This is a genomic window from Tissierella simiarum, assembly GCF_018917865.1.
Classification (GTDB): Bacteria; Bacillota; Clostridia; order Tissierellales; family Tissierellaceae; genus Tissierella_C; species Tissierella_C simiarum.
Genome location: NZ_JAHLPM010000031.1, coordinates 1 through 21843 on the forward strand (window position 1 = coordinate 1; position 21843 = coordinate 21843).

A 21843-nucleotide genomic window follows, 5' to 3' on the forward strand; every position below is an offset into this window, starting at 1 on the left:
AATTTATTCTTTTCCGCTATAGTATAATCATTTGTACTTAATCCTTTACCGCTTATTTTATCTACCTTTTTAGCTAGTTCACTATCAATGATGTCAACATTATCATTTAAATCATCAATGTTTACTATGTCTGTTCCTTCTGGTTTCTTTAGCTTTAAATTAGCTGTATATTTCACTTTTATCACTCCCCTTCATATACTCTTAATTCATCTACAGTCAATGTCCTTGCCATGTCCCATGTCATCTTTTCTTTTAGGTAATTCCAAACTGTATAGGTATATTTAAACTCATAGTATAAATGAGCTGGTTTTATCATTTCTAACATATCTATAAAACCCTGCATATTCCGAGGTATTCCTTTAACTCCTATAAACTTTACTATGAAGTATTCTTCTTCTGGATACTCTATTACATCAACTTCTCCACCACTAAAGGCTTCTGCTGTATTCTTTATCATTTGCTTTGTAGTTGTTCCAGATCCTCTTAATTTAGCTTTAATTATTTCTCGTCTTTCTTCTAAAGATAAGCTCATGTTAGTTTTTAATCCTAACTCTTTTTCATATACAGATAATCCCCATGTTGCAGTATCAATAAAAAACTGCTTATATACATCTTCTATATAATAAGCAGATACACCAAATTCTTTAGCTATGGAGCTTTGAATTTCTTTCATTATCTTAGATTCTTGATAATACCATGGTAGATACTTCATTAAATCTGGGGCTAAATCGTCTATTTCTGGACCTGTTGGTGTACCTTCTTCACCATATCCATATTCTCCATATTTATATTGTCCATACATAGATTACACCCCCTTGAGATCGTTCCAGGTTAGAGGACCTTTTTTCATTTTCTCATCTAAAGCAGTCTGCAATCCTGTAATATTAGCTATTGTATGTGTATGACTAGAAGGTGTAAATGTAGATGGTTTTTCTGTTATTCCAGTCCAAGGGACACTATCGGCTACTTCTGCCATATCCACTTTACCATTATTATTTTTATCATATATACTTTTAAGCATATCTCCATTGCCTGCACCGCTAAGCTCCTGTTTAGTTGCAAAAGTTTCATCCACATAGGTTTTATCGGCTTTATTTCCAACAGTATTCCATTTAGCCCTTTCAGCAGATGTTATATGTTTTACTGTATCTGTAATATGGGATACTGCATTATTCCAACTATCAATTAGAGTTTGGGTTATTTTATCTAAGATAGTTTTATTATCATGAGTATGTTTTCTGTTGTTGGAATCATTCCAGTTAGTACGTTCTTCACTTGTAATATGTTTAATTATATTACTATCGTGATTATCTGTATATTCTTTTGCAATTTTAAGAGCATTGTCTGCTTTAGCTTGTGATCCTTCTGGAGTTTCTTTTGTATTCCATTTTTCCTTTTCTACATCTGTTACAAATCTCTTATTAGCATTTGGAACTATAATGTCAGCACTATGGGTAGCTGGATGAATATACTTATTAGCTTCCGCTTCAATTCCTAACAACTTTTGCTTTTCTTCTGTTGTGTAATCTTCTGTAGAAAGTCCTTTCCCTTGTTCTTTATCCACTTTAGTTGATAGGAGATTTATTATATTAGTTGCAAAATTAGGATCATTGTCTAAGGCTGTAGCCAGTTTTTCTAGTGTGTCTAAAGCCTCCGGTGCTGCTCCTATTATTTCTTGTATCTTCTGTAGCACTTCTTCTTTAGTAAATACATTATCTTTATTAGCTTTTTTATTTAGTTCCGTATCTACATAGGTTTTATTAGCTTTGTTATTTTCGAGAGTAGTTGCCCTATTCTTCAACTGTTTTATTTCTCTATTGTTGCTATCTTTATAATCATTTAAGTTATTACTTGTATCAACTATAGCTTCCTGTAACTCATTTATATCCTCTGCTTCTACTTGATCCCCTGTAGTTTCATAGGTGACATATACTTTTTCACTATTGGAGAATATTTTTAAATGTGTTTTCCAAGGTGTTTCTGATGGTGTAGATATAAAGAAGTTTTCTACCTTTTCCCCTGTATATTTAGATCCTGTATATATTGATATAGATTGATGATTTACATTATCATGGTCTAGAAATCCTTCCCATTTACCTTCAGTTATTACCTTTTCTTCTTCTATAATATATACTCCACTTGGTTTCTTATTTAATTTTTCTACAAACAATCTATATCACCTCTAACTCTACTAAGTTAAATACAGGTATTTCTTCATCTCCTAATGATATATTTTTCATTTCTTCATTTAACTTTAGCTCTGAATGATCCAAGATCCCTTCTACATTAAATAGGATACTTCCTATGGCTGCATAACTAATATATGAATCCTTGAAAGCTATGTCTTTACGATACTTTTCTAATGATTTCTTAAACTCATCCTGGACTAACTGTATTCTATATCCTTCTGCAAGATTGACCTTAGCTTTTATACTTATATCTTTAGCTATAGCACTAACAACCGTTACCCTTGCACCTATAGGTCTTTCCTCTTCTATATGATCAAATACCTTATCTATTAATTCTTTAGTTCCTGGATTCTTATTTGAGTCTACTATTACTACTTTAACAGTACCTTTTCCATTCCAAAGTGGTATTACTTTAGCATCTCCTACTCCTACTACTTCTTTAGCCCAATTTAAATAGTGATATTTGTTTCCAGATGTTGCTGGAGTGCGGATTCTTTCAAAGTAACGTTCTAATAAACTTTCGTCACTTTCTGCGTCATATCCAAAGACCAATATATCCGTTAATTTAGCAGTGGCCAATCCATCTATATAGTCAACTGGTATTAAGGTTCCAGTATAGATGTTTCCTATTTCCCCCAACTCTTCACACTCTAGCTTGAATTCTCCATCTATAATCTTTTCTGTAACCTTATAATATAGATTTTCTCCAGTAAATCTGCTTCCTATAGGAACATTTAAAAAACTACCATCAGCTTTAGAAAAAACTCCTTTTCTAATAGCTTTGGTAGCTTTCTTTCTCTCTATTCCTGTTCTGAAATTTACAAACCGCTCTAATTCTTCACCTTGTAGATTTTCCACATCTAACTTACTATAGATATATTCTAACGTCATATATGCTTGTGCTAATTCTGCGGCTGCTGGAGCTAAAGCATCATAAATTACTGAACTTGGTCGTTTATCAAAACTGTCTGGAATTCGATCTAACATTCGTTTCATAATATCTTCAAAAGTCATACCGTCAAACATTATATATCCACCTCCTTTTTAACTTTTATTTCTCCAAATATGGTATGGACTGTGAATCTAACTAGTATTGATTCCTGTCCCTCTCCGTCAAGTATTGTAAAATCTTTTATTTCAATTATTCTATCATCTGTTAATAATGCTTCTTTTATCATTCTCTCTATTTCTGATTCTACATAAAGTCTATCTTGGCCAATTAAAGAATATATTTCATTTCCATACCAGTCTGGATATATTTTATGATAGTATCTTGCTGTATTTATAATCTTATCTATAACTTGTTCCATAGCTTCCATTCCATCGATTGTACCTTCTATATTACCGTTTTCAAAATCTAATTTATACGTTAAAGAAGGCATGTTTATGACTTCTAATTCATCCGAATATACTACTTCCTGTTGAGGTAGCATTTAATCCCTCCTTAGTACCGATCTAAAACTATAAAAAATTGTCCGTCTTGAACTCTCAATAAAAGAAGTCTCTTTCCTACATCATCATTAGTCAACTCAAGATTTGATAGAACATGAATAAAATCTTCATCAATGACAAATTTATTATCTATGTTAACTTTTAGTTTAGGGCTTACTTCCTCTATTGTCCCTATGACAGAATCGGTTAATTTTTTAGCTTCTAAATAATTATGAATTATTGTTTGTATTTGCTTTATCATATTATCACCTACTCATATATAAGATTTAAGTCCATAGTGTGATGATTCCCTTTCCATTTATGGGTTACACTATCTATGATCATTAATTGATTTACACTTATATCTCCTAGATCCTTTATAAATACACCTACTGAATTTCCAGCTCTCAATCTAATATCTCCTATACAATCTATAGAAAGTGTACGTCTTAATCTATTTCTAACTTTTAATAAGTTCTCGGCCTGTTGCTTAGCTTTACCTTCTAAAATTTTTTCGTTTAATTTTTCTGTGTACTGTAATATCCCCCATTTTTTAATGTTATTGCTATCATAAACTATATAAGTATCTCTTTTTCCTGTTTTCTTATTGTCTTTAAATAACTTAATTTTATTGTAAACATCATTATCTATAGATGTAGTATATTTAAAATTAGTAGCTAAACTTTCATCTCCTATTACTAGATCAGTTCTTAAATTATCAATATTTTTAATAGTTATATGTCCAAAATCATCATACATAATATATATCTTTCCTGTGTTAACTAATGTTAAGTCTAAAGCTCCCTGTATTATGTCTAATAAGGTTTTATTATCTTCCACTAACTTATCTATTTTAAAAGATGTATTTTCCACCTCTTTGTACTTTAATTGAAACTGTTTAAAAATATGTGTAGCTATTTCTGTAGCAGTCTTATTTTTAAATATAAAAGTATCTTTATTTTTCAGGTACCTCAATTGGTCATAAGCTGTAATCTCTATAATCTGATTTTTATCTCTTTCTTTTTTAAATATATAGCCTTTAAATAACTTTCTATCTTTATCAGTAAGCTTTATAGTATCCCCTTCAAAGAAAGCCAATTCATCTACTTTCTGGACATTTACTTTTAATGTAGCAGCTTTATTTATTTCTGTTTTCCATTCAACATCTGAACATAGATGGGATATATCAAAGGTCTTTCCTCTGCTTTCTATTATTATTTCCACTAGCTTCACCTACACTTTAGGTCTATTGACATTCTGAACATATACTTGATTTACTTTACCTTTATTATTTCCTGCTGCTGTAAAAGTTTTTAATCCATACTCCCTATATTCTTTAAGTTCTAGCTTCACATATATATCTTCTTCCTCGCCAGCTCTTTTTTCATATTCTACATTTTCAATACTTACGAGTTGATTAATGGACATAGGTTTGCCTGTAATCACTAACCTTGCAGGTTCTTTACTTTTCATATATTTATCAAATTTTTCTATATAAAAATCAGGTTTTTTAAAATCTTTTTTAGTAAGTACAAAAGGGTATATTCTTCCTGGTAATAAAACCTCAAAGTCAATTTCATCAAGCTTCATATCTCCTAATATGTTTATTTCTCCAAGTTTTAGAACTTGATATGTCTTGTTATCTCCTTCTTTTTTAATTCTTATTGTTTCCGGATTGACAGGAAGCCTTATGATTTCACCTTGAAAATTAAAAAATATACCATTATCCATATTACACCTCCTGTTTTGGGCATTATAAAAGACACCCTAATTTTTAAGGTGTCTTTCTATATGCTGTTTAAAAATTCTTGTTCTTGTTGCCTTTTCTGTTCTGATGATGTAATTAACTTATCGCCAAAAACTTGTTTAAACTCTTTTTCAAATATTAATTTTGTGCCAGGCTTACACTTGAAGATTACCTTTGTTTCTAATGTTTCAATTACCATAAAAGCTTCTTGTTTAATATTTTCTCCCAATCCACTTATTCCACCTACAATAGCTCCTACAGGTCCTGCTATTAGTGCTCCAGAAATACTTCGACCTATAACACTTTTCTTTTCCACAATTTCTTCACCGTCAACAAAATACACTTTCTTCACTTCATCGTTGTATATGCCAACAAACCAAGCTTCTTTATTTATGGAACTCATCATTTTAAAGCTAACTCCTTTGTCGTGACCATAAATAAATATATTCAAAAGCAAAGGGTTAGAATTATTGGAATTTTCGTCAATAGTTTCTATTCCTTGAAGATAATTTAATCCTAAGTTCGATATTTGCTTTTTCTTGCCGATATCTTCTTTTAACTTTTTTTCAAACTCTTTTTCTTCTTTAGGAACAAATAATAAATTAGGTTTAGTTGTAAGTACCTTCATACCAATCCCCTCCCAACTAGCATTTTATAATATTATAACATTAGCTGGAAACATTTGCATTTATATTTTATCCATATGATAATTCGGTGCTAATAGCAATTTGTTCCTCTAACATTTGCTCGATTATTTTTGGAATTCCATCCATGTCTGCGGTTTGATGCACGTCTCCAAAGGCTACGCTAGATTCAAGCTTAAAATTATTATATTGAACAACAGCCTCCTTCATCGCTACATCTCTTAATAGTTTGATATCTTCATCAGATATATCTACCTCTCTATTCTTATCTACTCTGCTTACCTTATCTACGTTACCTATGTCTAATTTACTTGGAATTTCAGGAAGTTCTGGCATTTCTGGTGTCTCTGGCAACTCTCCCATAAGTTTATCTAAATCAAACATATCTTCAAAAGGATTCCTAAACTTTAGCCCAGTTTCTTTGTCGAGTTCTTGAATCCTAAAATCCCCTACTAATTTTCCTACGACGGGTATTTTAGACACTTGTTCTAATAGCCAGTTTACTCCTTTAATCATGCCGTTAATAGCTGTTATCATCCCTTCTCTTAACCAATCAAATTTTTGTGCTAATGCAACCAAAACAATTATCACTGCACCTATAACAGCTATAATAGCTAAAATTGGACTTATGGCAGCTATCTTCATTATTGCTTCTTTTATTAGTGCTGGAATAGACATAAATATTGCACTTAATAGCTTTTTTTCTGCTATAGTTTTTGCAATTGTAGCAAATATGCCCTGTTGAGTTAAAAGTGTTTGAACCTTAGTTTGCATAGCTTCTGCACTTTTCGCTATCCAAAGCACTCCCATTGCTGCTATCAATCCCCATATAATCGGTGCTAATGGGTCTATTGCAGAAAAAAGCATAATAAGCATTGTAGCTAAGAATCCTATTCCACCAGCTACCATTTGAATGAGTACAAAGAAGGTGCTGCCTATATCAGATTGTGCTATTGTTAAAAGTAACATAGCTACAGGTTCTAAGGTTGCCCCTAAGCCAACCAACCATGTATTAAAGTTAGACAAGAACCCTCTAACTTTGCCACCAATTCCCCCATCTATAGTATTTATCATATCATTTAAGGCTCCGTCGGATTGCTCTATCTGATCCCTATATTCAGGTAGTTTATCAAGCTGTGTCATTAATGCATTTAACCCTACTTCATCGTAAACGTTAAACATACCTGACATGATTTTCTTTTGACTTTCATCATTATATTGGTTTAGCTTAGTCCCGAACTCTTGTAGTAAATCAAAGGCATTTCTTGCTTCTCCATTTTTATAAACTTCAATCCCCATTTTTTCTAGTATCTGCTGTGTCTTTTTCTCTGTTCCATATAATCCATTCATTATGTTTCTTACTTGTGTCCCTGCTTCTGCTCCCTTTATACCAGCATTTCCCAATACTCCTATAAGAGAATTTAGCTCTGGCATAGACATTTTACCTGTTTGTACTCCTTTAAATGCTCCACCTTGATAAGCATTTAAAAGTTGTTCCATATTAGTATTAGAAATATTCTGGGTCCTTGCCATCTGATCAGCAAATTCAGGTAATTTATCTATGCTTATCTTTAAAGGTGTCATGGAATCCGTTACTAAGTCTGATATTCTCCCAAACTCTGCCCCTGTAACTCTTTTTAAATCCCTCATTATAGGCATGGCGAAAGTAGATTCATCAAAGTCCCATCCTGCCAAAGAAGTAAATTGGTACCCTTCTGCAATATCTTTTTTAGTAAGTCCTCCAGTAGCAAAAGCAGTGGTATATTTATTTATCTGTTGTACCATTTCTGGGGAGTTATCTCCTGTAATAGCCATAACTTGCCTTGAAGCATCGTCATAAGTCATACCTGTGTCAAAGGCCCTTCTTCCTCCTTCTATAGCAGCACCTATGCCTATATATTTCTTAAAAGAGTTAAATAAGTCATTGTTTTTATTTTCTGCTTCCTGCAATCCTTGTGTCATTTCATTTATCTGTGTAGTAAAAGCCCCTATATCTGTTCTAGCTTCTCTTATAGATTTAGTTAAATCCATGTTACCAGCGGTTGTATCCAAGTTTTCCATAACTCTAAGGACCTTATCTAAACTTTGAAAAACTCCATTTAAGGGCTGTGAAAAATTATCGAATAATTTTAATGTTGTTCCTACTGCTCCCATTTTTCACCTACTTTCTTTTAGCCTTATCCATTGCTTTCTTTTCATCTTCTATTCTTACGTCTATACTGGCCATAATGAAGGCTTTTTCATGTAGTGGTAGATTAGAAAACTTACTAGGTGTTATTTTAAGCTTGTGGAGGGCATAGTGAGCATAAACAGCTTCACCATCACCCTCCTTTATTAGTTTTTTGCTTCTTCTTTTAGTTCGTTTACATCTTGATTCAGTCCTGATATTTCCATTATCTTTTCAGCTAGTTTTTCAATTTCTTTAAAATCTAGCATAGCATCTACCAAATCAGTTTCATTCAACACTCCATAGAAATCTTGTAATTCAGCATTTTTTAAGTCTGGATAAACTATTGATTTTGCACATAATTCTAAGGTTACTGCCCCTTCGTTAGTTTGCTTAAACAATCTTTTATCCTTCATATTCACTTTTGAATGTTTTTCTCTAAGAGCTGAAAATTGACCAAATCCTATAGGCTTAATTTTAAAAGGTACTGGTTTTCCTTCTTCGTCTTTAAAATCTTCCGATACTATATATTCTAATGTTTGATTTTTTCTATCCCTTTTATCTTTATTTAAAAATGCTTGTAAACTCATTTAAAATTCCTCCTTAATTTCCATAACTTAATTTTTTATATTTCTTGATAATGTCTATATCCTCACATGTAAAGCTTACTTCTTGCTCCAATGTGTCTGATTCTGCATCTAACATAGCAAGTGTAGCACTATCAAGGTTACATTCTCTAACTATCGTTTGTTTACTTCCTGCTTCTGATGTTGGGTCATCATTTTCTATCAACAATTCAAAGTACATATCTTGTCCGGTTCTAATGTAATCAATAGCCATTTCTGTGAATATATCCTCTGGTTGAAGTATAGTCATTTCTCCTTTTAATGAAAATCCGGCTGCCTTATGTCCTGTAACTCTTCTTCCTATTGTCTTTATTTCTGTTTTCTGCTTTTCAAAGTCTATTTTTATCTTTTTAGCACAAAAAAGAAGGTGTCTTCTACCATCTACAATCATATAGGCTCTACCTTCTTTTCCTGATATGGCATCTTTTGATTTAAGTTCAACACTCATTACTTAATCATCCTTTCAATGTAAATTTTATCCACACTGTCAACAGGCTGTACTGCATACTTTATAAACACTGAATCTATGTCCTCTCCTTGATATATTTCAAAATCTTCTAGTTTAATGTTTTGAAAAGCTCCTAATTCTTCATATTTTTTAGCTAATTTATAGATTTCATTTTTAAGAACTGCTCTTCCTATATCATCGTTATCTACCTGTCCAATATAATAAGTGTAGAAAGCTTTATCTATATCTCCATCAAAGTTATCTAATGCCCTAGATGGTCTACCCTTTCTTAATGCTTTTGGTCTTTCCTTATTAAATGATTTTAAAGTAGTTACGTCTTGCTCTATTACTATATTTCCATCTCTTGACATAGTAAAAACTATTTCACCATTTAAAAGAGCCTTCTTAATATCCTCGTTCTGTAAATCTCCTGTTATATTAGTTGCTCCAATATATTTGTGATAAGTTAGAGATTGATTTATTCTTGCTCCTGCTACAGCTCCTAATATATAAGGAACACATTCATTAGACCCTAATTCTACTGTATCCATCATTACTCCATTTTTAATAGAGTATATAGCTTCATTATCTGCTTCAGGATATTCAGATAATACGCATTGAATTTTATAGCCTACTTCATTTCTAATACGATTAGTAAAGCTAACAAATAGTTCTTTTATGTCTTTATCTTCTCCTGGATAACCAATTGCATTTATACTACCTATTTCCCTTTCTACTGCTTCCAGGAAGCTAATATAACTTTCATTAGTTACTACTCCTGTTTCTCCACCTGTTAATTTTAATCCGGCCACTTCTTTTAAGGTTCCAGAAAGAGTAACAAAGTCGCTTTTAAAATCATCTATAGATGTTATTGTTTGTTTTTCAACCTCTAGAGTTCCTAATATAGTTTTGACCTCATAACTATTATCTAGATTCTTTTCTATAACAATTGTAATATCATTTCCTCTTATCCCTTCATGCTTTGCTTCTGCTGTTAATTCTTCATCTGTAGCTTTTGATTTCTTTCCTGGTCCTGCTATATTATATAAATAAATTATTCTAGCATTTTTAAAAGCTTCTTTGATTGGAAATATTTCTTTGTCTATAATTGAATAACCTATCTTTTTTAACAAATTTTCTCCATTTACTAATTGAATAAGACCTTTAACCTCCCAATCTAACTTTAAAGGTAAAGCACATACCCCTCTGTCAGATACTTGAGACAAACTCATATCTTCCGATGTGTTTCTACTATATACACCTGGTCTTACTTTATTTTGAACTTCCCAACTAGCACCCATTATTTCACTTCCTTTGTTTTAAAATCTTTTAACATACTATTTACTTCCTCTTTAGTGTATTTTTTATCATCATTTAAAATAATCTTTAATACATCCCTATCCATAATAGAGTACATATCTGATTGAATGAATTGTCTTTTGGAGTACGTATGATCTTTTATCACTTCTTCATCTTTTTTTATTTTACTCATCCTTAACTACTCCCTCCTTTTCTAAATCCTCCATTTTAATACCTTTTGCAACTTCTATTATATTGATATCTACATCAAAGAAATAATGTAGTCTATCATCTACTTTTTCTATTCTTCTATTGTTTAACCTAATGACTTTGCCATCTTCAAGCTTTACATATTCTATTGATCTTAATAGCTTATTTTGTACTCTCATAAAGTCGACATTTCTATCTTCTATATCATTAAAATATTGAACGTTGAAGAAAATATTATCTGTGTAAGTCTTACATAATCCTTTTTCAGTAGTAGTATTTAAAATAGAAACAAAAAAACAAGGTGCTTTAAAACCTTGTTTAATAGACTCATTATATATTGTAGCTTCAGGAAAATTCTTTTCTAATTCTTGATTTATAGCAACTACTATTTTATCAATAGTCATCTGATCACCTTTATTCTATTTTAAGAATTTCTTTTAACAATTTTTCTGCCCTCTTCTCTAGAAACTTAGGCAGCTCTCTTTCAATTTCTTGCATAGAAATAGTTAACATAAACCTACCTTCCACCCAACCTTCGTGGTCTCTTGTCCTATGGCCATATTCAACATATTTAGCATATTCCACTGGATTATATATTCCAACTACATAGGAGCTTCCATGTTTTCTTACTTCTCCTACTTTCCAGTTACGTCTTAAATGCCCTCCTGTCTTTCCAGAACCTTGTGGGTATACTCCAACTGGTGTACGTTTCTTAATCTTCCTTTCAGCTCTAAAAGCCATTTCTAATAAGAATTCCTCTAATAATTTATCTACTGCCTTACCATCTATAGATTTTTGAAAGTTCTCTGCAAGCTTTTTAAAATCTGAATAATCAAATCCTCCTTTACTCATTTATGAATTACCTTCTTTCAATAGTATGATTTCTTGATGGCTAGTATATGGGAATCCTTCACCAGATTTATATATCTCCTTAACTCCATATTTATTAGTAACCTCTATAATATCCCCTTGTTTGATTTCTAGTTCTGGAGCTATAAAAAGTTTAATCTCATAAGTTACCTGGTTTACTGTATCTGTTTGATTATTTTTAGATAGACTTTGTTTAGATACTTTACAAGATTGATCTTTATACTTAACTTTAGATACTTGCTTAGTTGCTTTAGTTACAGGGTCTTTATAATCTTCGTATCCACTTATGTTACAAGTACAATCATACAGGCTTTCTATTGCTTTTCTTGCCTTAGTTCTCGCTTTCTCTATACTTTCAAGCATATTACCATACCAACTTTCTATATCTATTAAGTTGAACCTTATAATCCTTTGTTAGAGTATCTTTAAATTCATTAGCCGAACTCTTATAACTTACAGTGGTGTCTCCATCAGCTATAGAAGAAACAGAACCTAGGGAGCTTTCTTCTTCTCCTAGGTTCTCATTTCTGTATAAATCTACTGCCATCCTTAACATTGTGTTGTTTAATTCTCCTGGTACCTCTTTAATGTTGCAATAGTCTTTTATTATTTGTTCTACATCTTCTAAAGTAAATTCCAATAAAAAATCCTTAGAATCATCTTCTAAGGGTATTCCTAAAAGTTTCTTTAATTTTTCAAGTTGAGTCATGAACTCACATCCAATCTATTAACCTCTTGAAATAATTCTAGCAATTGCAATAGCTTTATGGTCTATATATTTTTTAGAACTTCCTGAACCACCATCATTAACAAGTTCCCAGTTAGCACCATTAGCAAGTTCTTCATCTGTCGGTGATAATGTCGCTTGAGATTTCTTTGTATAAGATATTCCATAAGGAGCAAAGCATTTTCTTTGTCTAGAGTAAAGTGTATCTTGGCCACCATTTGTTTTTGGATCTCTTGACATTTCATACGGAACTTTAGCTCCAATATTCTCATAATCAAATGCTCCATCACCTAACACATAAGTCGTATATTTAGTATATCCATCACCTGCTCCGTCTTCACTTTCTGCAACTTCTTCTACTGGCATAGAATCATCAATCAATACAATTCTTCCATTCCATGTTGCAAGTTGTAATTCTCTTTCAATACCTCTTTCATCTGTATATTTAAGATATGATAGTAATTTAAGGTTTTCTAAATTAGTAGCAACCACACTATGCATAATAGCTATGGTAAATTTAGATTTATTGTCGCCACTAGCCTTTTGAATAGCTGTATTTAATGTAGTCGGTCCTACAACATTTTTATCATTTTCTAACATTGAAATATCTAAAGTGTGATTATTAACAAACTCTAAGTTTTTAGCACCTGTCATTGAGAATATCCCTTTTAATATTGATAACAATGTGCCTTGATCTATATCATCCCAATATTCACCAACTTGATTACCTACATTACTCATGAAGTCCACCCCACCAGTAATATCTTCAGCAAAGTCGGTTTCTACCCATGCCTTTGCACGACCTACTACTACGACACCTCTTTCAAATGTAGTTGTGCTTGTTGCAGTAATGTCAGTCTTGCCATCATAATTTAAAGCGTCACCATCAATACGTCCATACATAGGTAATGTTGCATATGCTGTTCCTGTTTGAGAACTAAAAGCATTTTTAATTTCTGTATTTCCTTTTAATGCTCTTGATTTTAACAATTCATTTTTCTTTAATTTAGGTACCCTTTCTACATATGCACCAAATGCCTCTGGATTAAAACTTTTTGAATCAAATTTTGCCATATTTTATCCTCTCCTTTTTTAATTAAATTTGTGCATTAGGATTCTCTTCCATATACTTACATAATTCAATGTAAGACATTTTACTTGTATCTTTTGTTTTTATTTTATTTCCTTCCACTGGATTTACTCCTGAAAACTTAGGTTGTGGCTGTTCTTCTGCAAATAAATAACTATCACTTTCCTTTAGTGCTTCCAATTGATCGCTAAGTCCTATGATAGTTTCACCATCAAGTTTTATGTTTTTTAAATCTAAAAGAGCTTTAACTGCTTTTATATTCCTTACGTTAGCACTCGTTAAAGCTCCTTCTAATGCATAATTAAACTGCATGTCTTGTATCTGCTTTTCATATTCCTTGACTTTGGTTTCATAATCTGTAACTTTTGTTTGTAAGGATTCATTATCCTTATTACTCTTTTTTAGATCATCAATAGTTGTATTAGCTGTTTTAAGTTGTTCATTTAAAGCATTGAACTTGTCTTTAGGTATCCAATTCCCATTACTAACTATATCTATTTTGGTATCTCCTAACCTCTCTGATACTTGGTCATAAAGTTCTTCTCCTAAAATGTCTTTTAAACTTTTCTCTGCAAACAACTGAAGATTAAACTTAATTTTTTTATCCATTTTATATTCCTCCTATTAACCTTTTTTAAGTGGTAGGCTCCACCAATAGCTTACGTTTCTTTATGCTCTAACCTTTAAAAAGAGCATAATAAAAGCACCTACTATTTTTACTTAGTAAGTGCCTAGGTATTGAAAATATTGTTCTAATCCTATATCTGATTTAATGTTAACTTCATCTAAATAATAACTATTGCATACAATTATTTCAGAACCATTAAGGCTATATTTTTGTGTCTTACTTCCATCTACATCAGTCAATAAATCTTCTTTAATCAATCCAGGAATATTCTTTTCTAATGCTAAACATTGTTTTTCAAAGATTGTTTCATCTGCTTGATTACAGATATTATATTCAAACATAATTATCACTCCAATCCTAAAGATTTATTAACTTTCTTATTAGTCTTTGTCGCGGTCTTAATAATGTCTTGAATAGCTTCTTCTCTTGTTATATTCTTTTTACCCATTTTATAGTCTATTAATTCATCAAAACTTTTGTTAGGGCTTTCTTTATCTAACTTATCTCTTGTTTTTTGATCCTTCATCATGTTTCTAGCTTCAGTACGATATTTATTCCTTAGACTATGAGCTTCTCTTGCTTGTTCTTCTATGTCCTTTGATTTATCAATTAAGTTAGGGATATTCTTATCATGTGCTATATACCATTCTCTAACTTCTTTATCTCCAAATTTACCAAAGAAAGATTTTTTATAATCTAGTGAGTTTAACACTTCTTGTTTTCTAGCTTTGATATTTTCCCATTCATTACTATTATTATACTTCAATTCTTGGAATTCATCAAAGCTTTTAACCCCCATATCCTTCCCAAAAATTAATTTATATTTCTCATATTGTTCTTTATCAGAATACCTATTTTGTACTTTCTTTTCTGCTACTAGTTCACTAGGATTACTCTTGACATATTTATCATACCATTGTTCATATTTTACATCCCCATCTACATAATAAACCCTGCCCTCGCTGTCTCTAGCAATTCTTTCTTCATCTTCTGCATCTGAAAAATACGCTACTGTAGTAGTTCTACAATTAGTATGAAATGGCGGGGCATTTACAGCTGTTTTCATTTCTGATACTTTAAAGTCTTTTCCGTCCATAGATCTGCATATTGGACTGGTACTATTATCTAAAACCGCTAATATTTCATATTCTTTTACTACTCCACTATTTTTGTATGAATCCATTGTAGATTTATTTGTTATATAGGCACTTTCTGTGTTTATGAGTGCTACCGCCCTTTTCTTGGCTACATTCATTCTTTTAGCTAGGTTACTGGCTGTAATATCTATGCTGTCTCCTCTTATAAAGGATTGCTCTAGGGCTGTTTGTAGCTCTCTTATTAGTTTTTTTTTATCATTCCATACTCTACTACTAAAGTTCTCTCCTAACCATTTTTGATTTAAAACTTTTTCTATGGCCTGAGTATCTAGCTTTGCAAAGCTTGTTCCTATCCCTAAGCCCTTATGGACCTCATAAATATTTCTATAATAAGTATCCTGGTATACATCACTAAGTAAATCTTTCATTCCTTGGCGTTGACTATTTGTTAATATTTCTATTTGGTTCTGTATTTGAGTTTGTAACGCTTCTAATCTGCTTACTCTTACTTTAGTAGAGGCATTTTCTAATTCCTTCATCCATTGCTGATTTATTGCATTTTCTTTTCCCTTCTGGATGTATTCCTCTACAGTCCACTTAAATTCTTTAAGTTCTTTGGTTTTCAATAACCTTCTAGTTTCCGCCATTGTTATTTCATTATTCTCTGAAAACCTAATATAGAATGATTCTATATCTCTTTCAATACTAGACATAGCTTTTTCATATTCTTGAACTATAGACGATATATATTCATCTGTCTTTTTAAATTGTTTTGAAGCTATTTCTTCAGATCGTTTCTTCCAATAATTTTCATTCTTCATTGCCTACACCTTCACTTAATGGAAAGTCAGGGTAGGGATTGCATTCTTCTTCCTTCTGTTTCTTCATTTTATCTAATTCATCTTTTGCAGCCCAAGGGTGATTAGATGCTATTGTTTCATCGCTTATAATGCCAACACTAGCTTTACAGTTATTAATACTATCAGTTTCATTTATTAAAGTATCTCTATTGAAGATAAATTCTACATTTTCATTAGTAAAATCTACTTGCCCGGTATTTATTAGATGTTGGTCAATAAACCATAATAGATATTCTAAACTTGCTTGAAACTCTGTTTCTATAATGTTACAATCCATGTCTAAATCATTGTATAAGAATTTTAAAGCTATTCCTGAAGGACTATCACCAAATTTGTCTGATTGAGTATCTACACCTCTTCCAAACTCATAGATATCCCGCCTAGTTTGCTCTATATGAGTTTTATAGGCTTCCACATTTATGTCTAATGACTTGGTATCCACTCCACCTTCATCTGTAATTTTGACGGCTCTATAAAGGCTCATATTTCTTCTAAAATCTCCCAAATCAGTTCCATCATAGTTCTTTATTACATATATACTATTGGGTAGATCTTCTAAGTTATTGCTATTGTCACTTTTGTTTCTATCATAATCGTCTGCTAGCGACTTAACAAACTTAATAAGTGGCTGTTCTTCATCATTGTACTTGAAATAAATAAATGGTACCTTTGACCATGTAAATGATTTCTTATTTCCTTTATCATCTACCATGCTAAAATGCCCTGTATCTTCCGGAGCTTCTACATCAGATATTAATTTTCCATTTTCATTTACATATCTTAATACCTGCTTAGTATCCCAGTATTCAACTTTCTGAACTGTTTTCTTATTTTTGCCTTCATACACTATAACTTCATAAATTCTAATAACTGCATCTAATTTAGTGTGTTCTGAATCCTTCCATAAAGGTATTATTTCTTCACTAGGCAGTCTTTTAAGTCTTAATTCTCCCTCTTCGTTATAATAAATTTGTGCCCATGCTATTCCTTTGTTAATTGCATCTTTGCCTAGATTTTTAATAAGCTTCATAAAAGATTTATTAAAGAAATCATCTAATATTTCTTTATATTTTTCATTCTCTGTTAGAACAGTTAAAGGTTTTGATAATAAATATCCTGTTTTTTGATCTACTAGCTTTCTAACAAAGTTATGAACTAGTTTGTTATTAGCTAAGTTCTTTACTTCTTCTAATTCTCCATCTTCTCCTATGGCTGTCCTTTTACGTTTCAATATATCAGAATCACCTTTATAATATCTTTCTCCATCTAGCATTAGCTGCTTTTCTGTTGAACTATGCCACTCTTTTATTTCTTCCTGGATAATTTCTTCTAAGCTCATAGCACTATTAGCTCCATCTATTATATTTTTAATAAACATTTTACACCTCCTAATCAAATGAGATAGCTTTTCCTCTCATGTCATCTTCTAATGCATATCTAATAGCGTCTATTGAGTGATTGTTTTTGTCTGGATAATCCGCTTTGAAATTGCCCTCTTTATCCTTCTCTAACTCATAATTTAAAAACTCTCTAGCTGTATTAGGACATCTCTTATTATCAATTATTATTTCTTCTAAATCTTGCAAGAACTTAATTCCATGCTCTACACTTCCAGGACCTTTCTTGGCTCCTATTATTCTTAGCCCAAGATCCTTAAATTCTGCTATAGTCCTAGGCTCTGCACTATCAGATACTATTCTGTCATTATTTTTGTTTTCTTTCTTAATTTCATGGACTGCTATTCTATTCTTCATGCCTACTTTGTGAATTTCATAGAATATATACAACCTTCTTCTAGTCTTATCAAAATGACATACTGCATAGTGTAAAGGATCACTAGCATATCCAAAGTCCAATCCTCGTTTCACTCTGTCAAACTTACTTATTTCCTCATCCATAATATCTCTTATAGTTATATTTACAAATATTTCCCCACCCGTTCCAGTTACTTCTCCTAGGTACTCATGATTATAAGCTCTAGGGTTAACTTTCTTTAGATGTTCAGCTTCTATAATGAATTGATTTCCTAACCACCATTTAGGTACTGTCAAATAAGTCGAGTGGTGAATTAATCTATCTTCTCTTTCTGTCAACAGTTCATTATTAACCCAATTTCTAATACTTTGTGGAGGGTTAAATGAATAAAAAACTACAAATCTTTCCCCACCTCTCATTAAGGATTGATTTATAGTTCTTATTTCTTCCATTCCGTTGAATTCGTCAACTTCTTCATACCATATATATTTAATATAACCTTTTGAGACTTTTGTGGATTTAATCTTTTTAGGGTTATCTGCCCCTCTAAACAATATCTTTTGTCCCGTAGGAATATAGGTAATTTCTAATTTACTTTGTGGTATATGCCACAAATGTGATACCCCTAATTTCTCTATTGCCCATACAAACTGTTCAAATACACTATCTTTTAAAGTGTCTTTTACTTTTCTTAATGCTACTGCGTTAGCTTGTGAATCCTGCATTATTCCAAGGACAATTTCTATACTTATGAATGATGACTTAGTAGAGCCACGACCACCTTTTAACCAATAATGGGTGTGTGTTTCTTCTTTTAAACCTTGATGCACTTTATAGAAAGAAGGGGCTATTAGATTAGATAATTTAATCTTCTTCATGTTCTCTACTCTCTATATCGTCTATAATTTGTACCCCTACATTACCATCAATGTCCACTTTGTCTGTAAATAAGGAATATCTTTTCCCTAGAAGTTCTGCTGCCTTTATTCTTTCTTTTGCTGATATACTTTTAGATACTAATTCCTGCATTCCTTCGCCTACTAATATGGCTACTTCTTCCGTTTCTTCTCCTCTCATTACAGAAGTGAGATATTTTAATACTTCCTCAGCTTTTGCTATTTGTTTATCCTCTATTTCTTTCATTTTTTCATCAATATAATTTTTAATGTAAGGTTTTGTAAGGTTTTCGTTTCCTGTTTGCCTAGCTGTCTTTTTACTATAACCCGCCTTTATAGCTGCTTCCGTTGCGTTTCCTAACTCAATATAATAATCACAAAATTTCTTTTGCATAACTGTCAGTTTCACATTTTCCATATCACCACCTACCTTAATTTTTACTTTCGCTATTTTCTGCGGTTTAGTTAGCTTCCTCTACCAGCCGGATAAAGCTATTTAATCCAACATCTATATCATTCCTTCGCTAGTTTCTTATGCCAATCAGTTAAAGGTAAATACACATTCACTTCTACATACTTACAATCTGGTGATGCCCATCCGACAGAATAATTGCCTTTCCCCCCGTTATCATAAATCATCTTCTCCGCCAAGTTTTTGGTAAATCTATAAAACAATGCCGTGTTTATAAATCTACGTTTCTTACATATTAATTTTATATGCATTATTCCAATTGTCCCGTATTCTTCTTTTACTTTTATATCAGTTATTACAAAATACTCTTCAAAGTTTTCCATCTCATCCCCTCCTTGCATAGTTTTTGTGCGTTCTTAGTATGCATTTATGTTTTTAGCCCCAACTCTTCTGCCTAATCCGTCTACCTTTCCTCTCATAAGAATCATGTCTCATAAGGTTTTCTATTTTATCCCCTAATTTTATTCTGGGCTTGCCTACAGGCTTTTCTTTGAACTTCTTTAGCTTGTTATATGTATTTATATCTTTGTCCCTTAATATCTCTTCTATAGTCACTCTACTCCCTCCTATCCCCTTTTAAACAATAAAATAAGCCGATAACCTTAGTTACCGACTTAAATTAGTAAATCCCGTCTCGATGTCTTTTTTTATGAGACACTTTTTATTAAAGAATTTCTTAATACTATACTATCATATGGTAATATCAATATTGTCATGGCGTTGTCCTATTTCTGTCCATCTTTCTTCATTGGTCTATTTCTTCAATTAGGTGTAGAATGATTTTGTTTTTCTTATTATTGATTGAGGTTCTAGCCATGAATAACTTTGCTTCCATTTGCCTATAGCTTAGTCCTTCTTTATACCTTAGTTCTATTATCTTTAACTCTTCTTCGTTGAACTCTTGTAGTAGGTTTTCTATATTTTCTGTTTGTTTTTCTAAATGCATAATCTTATTTTTGAGCTTGTATTTTTCTTTTATATTTATTTCAATCTCTTTTAACATTTTATCTATTACTATTTCTAATTCCTTTTCTATATTAGATGTTACATCTCCACTTTGTATATATTCCCTGGAATAATCTATAGCTTTAAGAGTATCGCTCAATTCTACATTACATTCTTTGATATCGTCCCTTAGTCTTTTTATTCTGTTTTCTATTCTTATTAGTCTACTCTTCAAGGTGTCGATTCTTTTCTTTCTCCTATAATGTCCATATAACATTCCTTCTACTTTTCTATAAAGGTTCGTATCCATATATACCTCCTAATCATTATTTGTAAGCGTTATAGGTACTATCATTTCAGGTAAGAAATTTACTTCATATCTATACTTGTCTACATTTGCACCACCTACATCCTCAACTACCCATAAAGTCCATTCTCCAAGCCCTACGGAATGTTTTTTATATTCGTTTGGTCCCGTTTCTACTACTGCAATAATTCTATTACTCTGTAATTCAAAGCTAAAGGCTCCGATTAATTCAAACATAGGTTTATCTGTTCTTGCATTTAGGACCGTTAATCTTCTTATTACATTAAAATTATCAGCTTCCAAAGAAACATTATGTGATACTCTGTCTGCTTGTCTATGCGAACAACCTGCAAGTAACATTGTTAATATAATTGAAATTATTAATATTTTCTTTTTCATTGATATTCCTCCTTCATTATATTTCTTGAATCATTTCTGCTCCCAAAGCCTTGAACACTTCTTCTATATCTTCATCACTGCCTAAATATTCTCCATTATCATCATCGTAATAGTGAGTTATTGTCGTTTCTATGAGGTTGAATTGTTCTATTAAGCAATCACTACAATAGTATTCATCATCGTATTTATATTCCGAATTACTCCCGCATGTATTACATACAAAATTATGTTTCTTGCACACATTTTCTTTAGGCTTGTCTTCCTTGTAAACGCAATGCATATTTCTATAACCTTCCCAGTAACAATTATCACAGCTTTTAATCATATTAATATCCCTCCCTTTGTCTCCTATAATTTTCTTCATGTTTCTTCATGTATGCTTGCTCTACTTCTTTATCTGTAAAGCCTAGCTTATGAGCCAATATGGCAAGCCAACGTCCTAATTCCGTATGTGCTACAAACGTCCTTTTTTCCAATGAGGATGTGCAGTCTTCAAATTTATTCACCCAGTAATATACAGAAATAAAGCAATCAACTAAGTTGTTTGGGTGTTCATCAGGAACCGAATCATCATTTTCTAATCTTAACCCTATCTGGTTTCCTATACTCAAATAGAAGTGCCAAATATCTGCTAATTCATCTAATAACCTTTCTTTGCTTTCAGGTCCTTTAGTACTCCAGTGCTTAAAGCACCTAGTCGCATTTGCCAGCTCTCCTACTTCCACCAATAAAGCTAATATTGTTTTATCTAGTAATTCAGCTTTACTCATTTCTATATTTCTTTTTCTAGCATTTTCTAATATATGTTGATCTAGTTCATCCTGCATTTTATATAACTTTTCTAAGTTCATAATTGCCCTCCTTCTTAATCACCAAAACTCACATATTCAACTTCTGTACTTTCTTTCAACTCCCTCTGAACAAAACAAGGTGCGCATAATATTCCTGTTACAGCAATGTTGTAAAACCCCGTTTCTTTGTTTTGACAAACTACTTTTTTAGGATTTAATTCTCCGTACTTATCTCTATTCTTCAT

The 21843-nt window shown here is 31.7% G+C and carries 30 protein-coding genes; all 30 read right to left on the bottom strand.

The window, feature by feature from the left end:
* Window positions 1-181 precede the first annotated feature (181 nt).
* Window positions 182-802, bottom strand: coding sequence for a YmfQ family protein (locus tag KQI42_RS20000; protein WP_216522378.1), 621 nt, complete (start codon window positions 800-802; stop codon window positions 182-184).
* Between the two features lie 3 nt (window positions 803-805).
* Complete coding sequence (locus tag KQI42_RS20005) at window positions 806-2170, bottom strand: hypothetical protein (protein ID WP_216522380.1); 1365 nt, start codon at window positions 2168-2170, stop codon at window positions 806-808.
* A 1-nt stretch (window position 2171) separates the two neighbouring features.
* On the bottom strand, window positions 2172-3215 hold the full coding sequence (locus KQI42_RS20010; protein ID WP_216522382.1) for a baseplate J/gp47 family protein: 1044 nt from the start codon (window positions 3213-3215) through the stop codon (window positions 2172-2174).
* Complete coding sequence (locus KQI42_RS20015; protein ID WP_216522384.1) at window positions 3215-3622, bottom strand: DUF2634 domain-containing protein; 408 nt, start codon at window positions 3620-3622, stop codon at window positions 3215-3217. The genes KQI42_RS20010 and KQI42_RS20015 overlap by 1 nt, the downstream gene beginning before the upstream one ends.
* An 11-nt stretch (window positions 3623-3633) precedes the next feature.
* Window positions 3634-3882, bottom strand: coding sequence for a DUF2577 family protein (locus KQI42_RS20020; protein WP_216522386.1), 249 nt, complete (start codon window positions 3880-3882; stop codon window positions 3634-3636).
* Window positions 3883-3890: 8 nt separating this feature from the next.
* On the bottom strand, window positions 3891-4844 hold the full coding sequence (locus KQI42_RS20025; protein WP_216522388.1) for an XkdQ/YqbQ family protein: 954 nt from the start codon (window positions 4842-4844) through the stop codon (window positions 3891-3893).
* A gap of 9 nt (window positions 4845-4853) precedes the next feature.
* The gene (locus KQI42_RS20030) at window positions 4854-5351 is read right to left on the bottom strand and encodes a hypothetical protein (RefSeq protein ID WP_216522390.1); all 498 of its coding nucleotides are present in this window, start codon (window positions 5349-5351) and stop codon (window positions 4854-4856) included.
* Window positions 5352-5407: 56 nt separating this feature from the next.
* Entirely contained in the window at window positions 5408-5995 is a 588-nt protein-coding gene (locus KQI42_RS20035; protein WP_216522392.1) for a hypothetical protein, read from the bottom strand.
* 67 nt (window positions 5996-6062) lie between these two features.
* Window positions 6063-8165, bottom strand: a complete 2103-nt coding sequence (locus tag KQI42_RS20040; RefSeq protein ID WP_216522394.1) for a phage tail tape measure protein — start codon at window positions 8163-8165, stop codon at window positions 6063-6065.
* A 180-nt stretch (window positions 8166-8345) separates the two neighbouring features.
* The gene (locus KQI42_RS20045) at window positions 8346-8768 is read right to left on the bottom strand and encodes a phage tail assembly chaperone (RefSeq protein WP_216522396.1); all 423 of its coding nucleotides are present in this window, start codon (window positions 8766-8768) and stop codon (window positions 8346-8348) included.
* Between the two features lie 13 nt (window positions 8769-8781).
* Window positions 8782-9252 (bottom strand): phage tail tube protein, encoded by a 471-nt coding sequence (locus KQI42_RS20050; RefSeq protein ID WP_216522398.1) that lies wholly within the window; start codon window positions 9250-9252, stop codon window positions 8782-8784.
* Entirely contained in the window at window positions 9252-10553 is a 1302-nt protein-coding gene (locus tag KQI42_RS20055; RefSeq protein ID WP_216522400.1) for a phage tail sheath subtilisin-like domain-containing protein, read from the bottom strand. Before KQI42_RS20055 ends, KQI42_RS20050 begins: the two co-directional genes overlap by 1 nt.
* Window positions 10553-10744 carry a hypothetical protein gene (locus KQI42_RS20060; RefSeq protein ID WP_216522402.1) on the bottom strand — a complete coding sequence of 64 codons (192 nt, stop codon included), beginning with the start codon at window positions 10742-10744 and terminating at the stop codon, window positions 10553-10555. The genes KQI42_RS20055 and KQI42_RS20060 overlap by 1 nt, the downstream gene beginning before the upstream one ends.
* On the bottom strand, window positions 10737-11165 hold the full coding sequence (locus KQI42_RS20065) for a phage tail terminator family protein (protein ID WP_216522403.1): 429 nt from the start codon (window positions 11163-11165) through the stop codon (window positions 10737-10739). Before KQI42_RS20065 ends, KQI42_RS20060 begins: the two co-directional genes overlap by 8 nt.
* 10 nt (window positions 11166-11175) lie before the next feature.
* On the bottom strand, window positions 11176-11613 hold the full coding sequence (locus tag KQI42_RS20070) for an HK97 gp10 family phage protein (protein WP_216522405.1): 438 nt from the start codon (window positions 11611-11613) through the stop codon (window positions 11176-11178).
* On the bottom strand, window positions 11614-11994 hold the full coding sequence (locus KQI42_RS20075; protein ID WP_216522407.1) for a hypothetical protein: 381 nt from the start codon (window positions 11992-11994) through the stop codon (window positions 11614-11616). It lies immediately after the preceding gene.
* 1 nt (window position 11995) lies between these two features.
* Window positions 11996-12340 carry a phage head-tail connector protein gene (locus KQI42_RS20080; RefSeq protein WP_216522418.1) on the bottom strand — a complete coding sequence of 115 codons (345 nt, stop codon included), beginning with the start codon at window positions 12338-12340 and terminating at the stop codon, window positions 11996-11998.
* A gap of 18 nt (window positions 12341-12358) precedes the next feature.
* Window positions 12359-13432 carry a phage coat protein gene (locus KQI42_RS20085; RefSeq protein ID WP_216522420.1) on the bottom strand — a complete coding sequence of 358 codons (1074 nt, stop codon included), beginning with the start codon at window positions 13430-13432 and terminating at the stop codon, window positions 12359-12361.
* Between the two features lie 22 nt (window positions 13433-13454).
* Entirely contained in the window at window positions 13455-14057 is a 603-nt protein-coding gene (locus KQI42_RS20090; protein WP_216522422.1) for a phage scaffolding protein, read from the bottom strand.
* Between the two features lie 111 nt (window positions 14058-14168).
* Window positions 14169-14417, bottom strand: a complete 249-nt coding sequence (locus KQI42_RS20095; RefSeq protein ID WP_216522427.1) for a hypothetical protein — start codon at window positions 14415-14417, stop codon at window positions 14169-14171.
* A 5-nt stretch (window positions 14418-14422) separates the two neighbouring features.
* On the bottom strand, window positions 14423-15994 hold the full coding sequence (locus KQI42_RS20100; RefSeq protein ID WP_216522429.1) for a minor capsid protein: 1572 nt from the start codon (window positions 15992-15994) through the stop codon (window positions 14423-14425).
* Window positions 15984-17411, bottom strand: coding sequence for a phage portal protein (locus KQI42_RS20105; RefSeq protein ID WP_216522436.1), 1428 nt, complete (start codon window positions 17409-17411; stop codon window positions 15984-15986). Before KQI42_RS20105 ends, KQI42_RS20100 begins: the two co-directional genes overlap by 11 nt.
* Window positions 17412-17421: 10 nt before the next feature.
* The gene (locus KQI42_RS20110) at window positions 17422-18666 is read right to left on the bottom strand and encodes a PBSX family phage terminase large subunit (protein WP_216522442.1); all 1245 of its coding nucleotides are present in this window, start codon (window positions 18664-18666) and stop codon (window positions 17422-17424) included.
* Window positions 18653-19102, bottom strand: a complete 450-nt coding sequence (locus KQI42_RS20115; protein WP_216522444.1) for a terminase small subunit — start codon at window positions 19100-19102, stop codon at window positions 18653-18655. Before KQI42_RS20115 ends, KQI42_RS20110 begins: the two co-directional genes overlap by 14 nt.
* Window positions 19103-19197: 95 nt before the next feature.
* On the bottom strand, window positions 19198-19479 hold the full coding sequence (locus tag KQI42_RS20120) for a hypothetical protein (RefSeq protein ID WP_216522446.1): 282 nt from the start codon (window positions 19477-19479) through the stop codon (window positions 19198-19200).
* Between the two features lie 52 nt (window positions 19480-19531).
* Window positions 19532-19711: a hypothetical protein gene (locus tag KQI42_RS20125; protein ID WP_216522450.1), complete on the bottom strand. Its 180-nt coding sequence runs from the start codon at window positions 19709-19711 to the stop codon at window positions 19532-19534.
* A gap of 190 nt (window positions 19712-19901) precedes the next feature.
* Window positions 19902-20411, bottom strand: coding sequence for a V-type ATP synthase subunit I domain-containing protein (locus KQI42_RS20130; RefSeq protein ID WP_216522452.1), 510 nt, complete (start codon window positions 20409-20411; stop codon window positions 19902-19904).
* A 9-nt stretch (window positions 20412-20420) separates the two neighbouring features.
* Complete coding sequence (locus tag KQI42_RS20135) at window positions 20421-20807, bottom strand: beta-sandwich lipoprotein (RefSeq protein ID WP_216522454.1); 387 nt, start codon at window positions 20805-20807, stop codon at window positions 20421-20423.
* Between the two features lie 16 nt (window positions 20808-20823).
* Window positions 20824-21132: a hypothetical protein gene (locus KQI42_RS20140; RefSeq protein WP_216522456.1), complete on the bottom strand. Its 309-nt coding sequence runs from the start codon at window positions 21130-21132 to the stop codon at window positions 20824-20826.
* Window position 21133: 1 nt separating this feature from the next.
* Complete coding sequence (locus KQI42_RS20145) at window positions 21134-21658, bottom strand: dUTP diphosphatase (protein WP_216522458.1); 525 nt, start codon at window positions 21656-21658, stop codon at window positions 21134-21136.
* Window positions 21659-21843 lie beyond the last annotated feature (185 nt).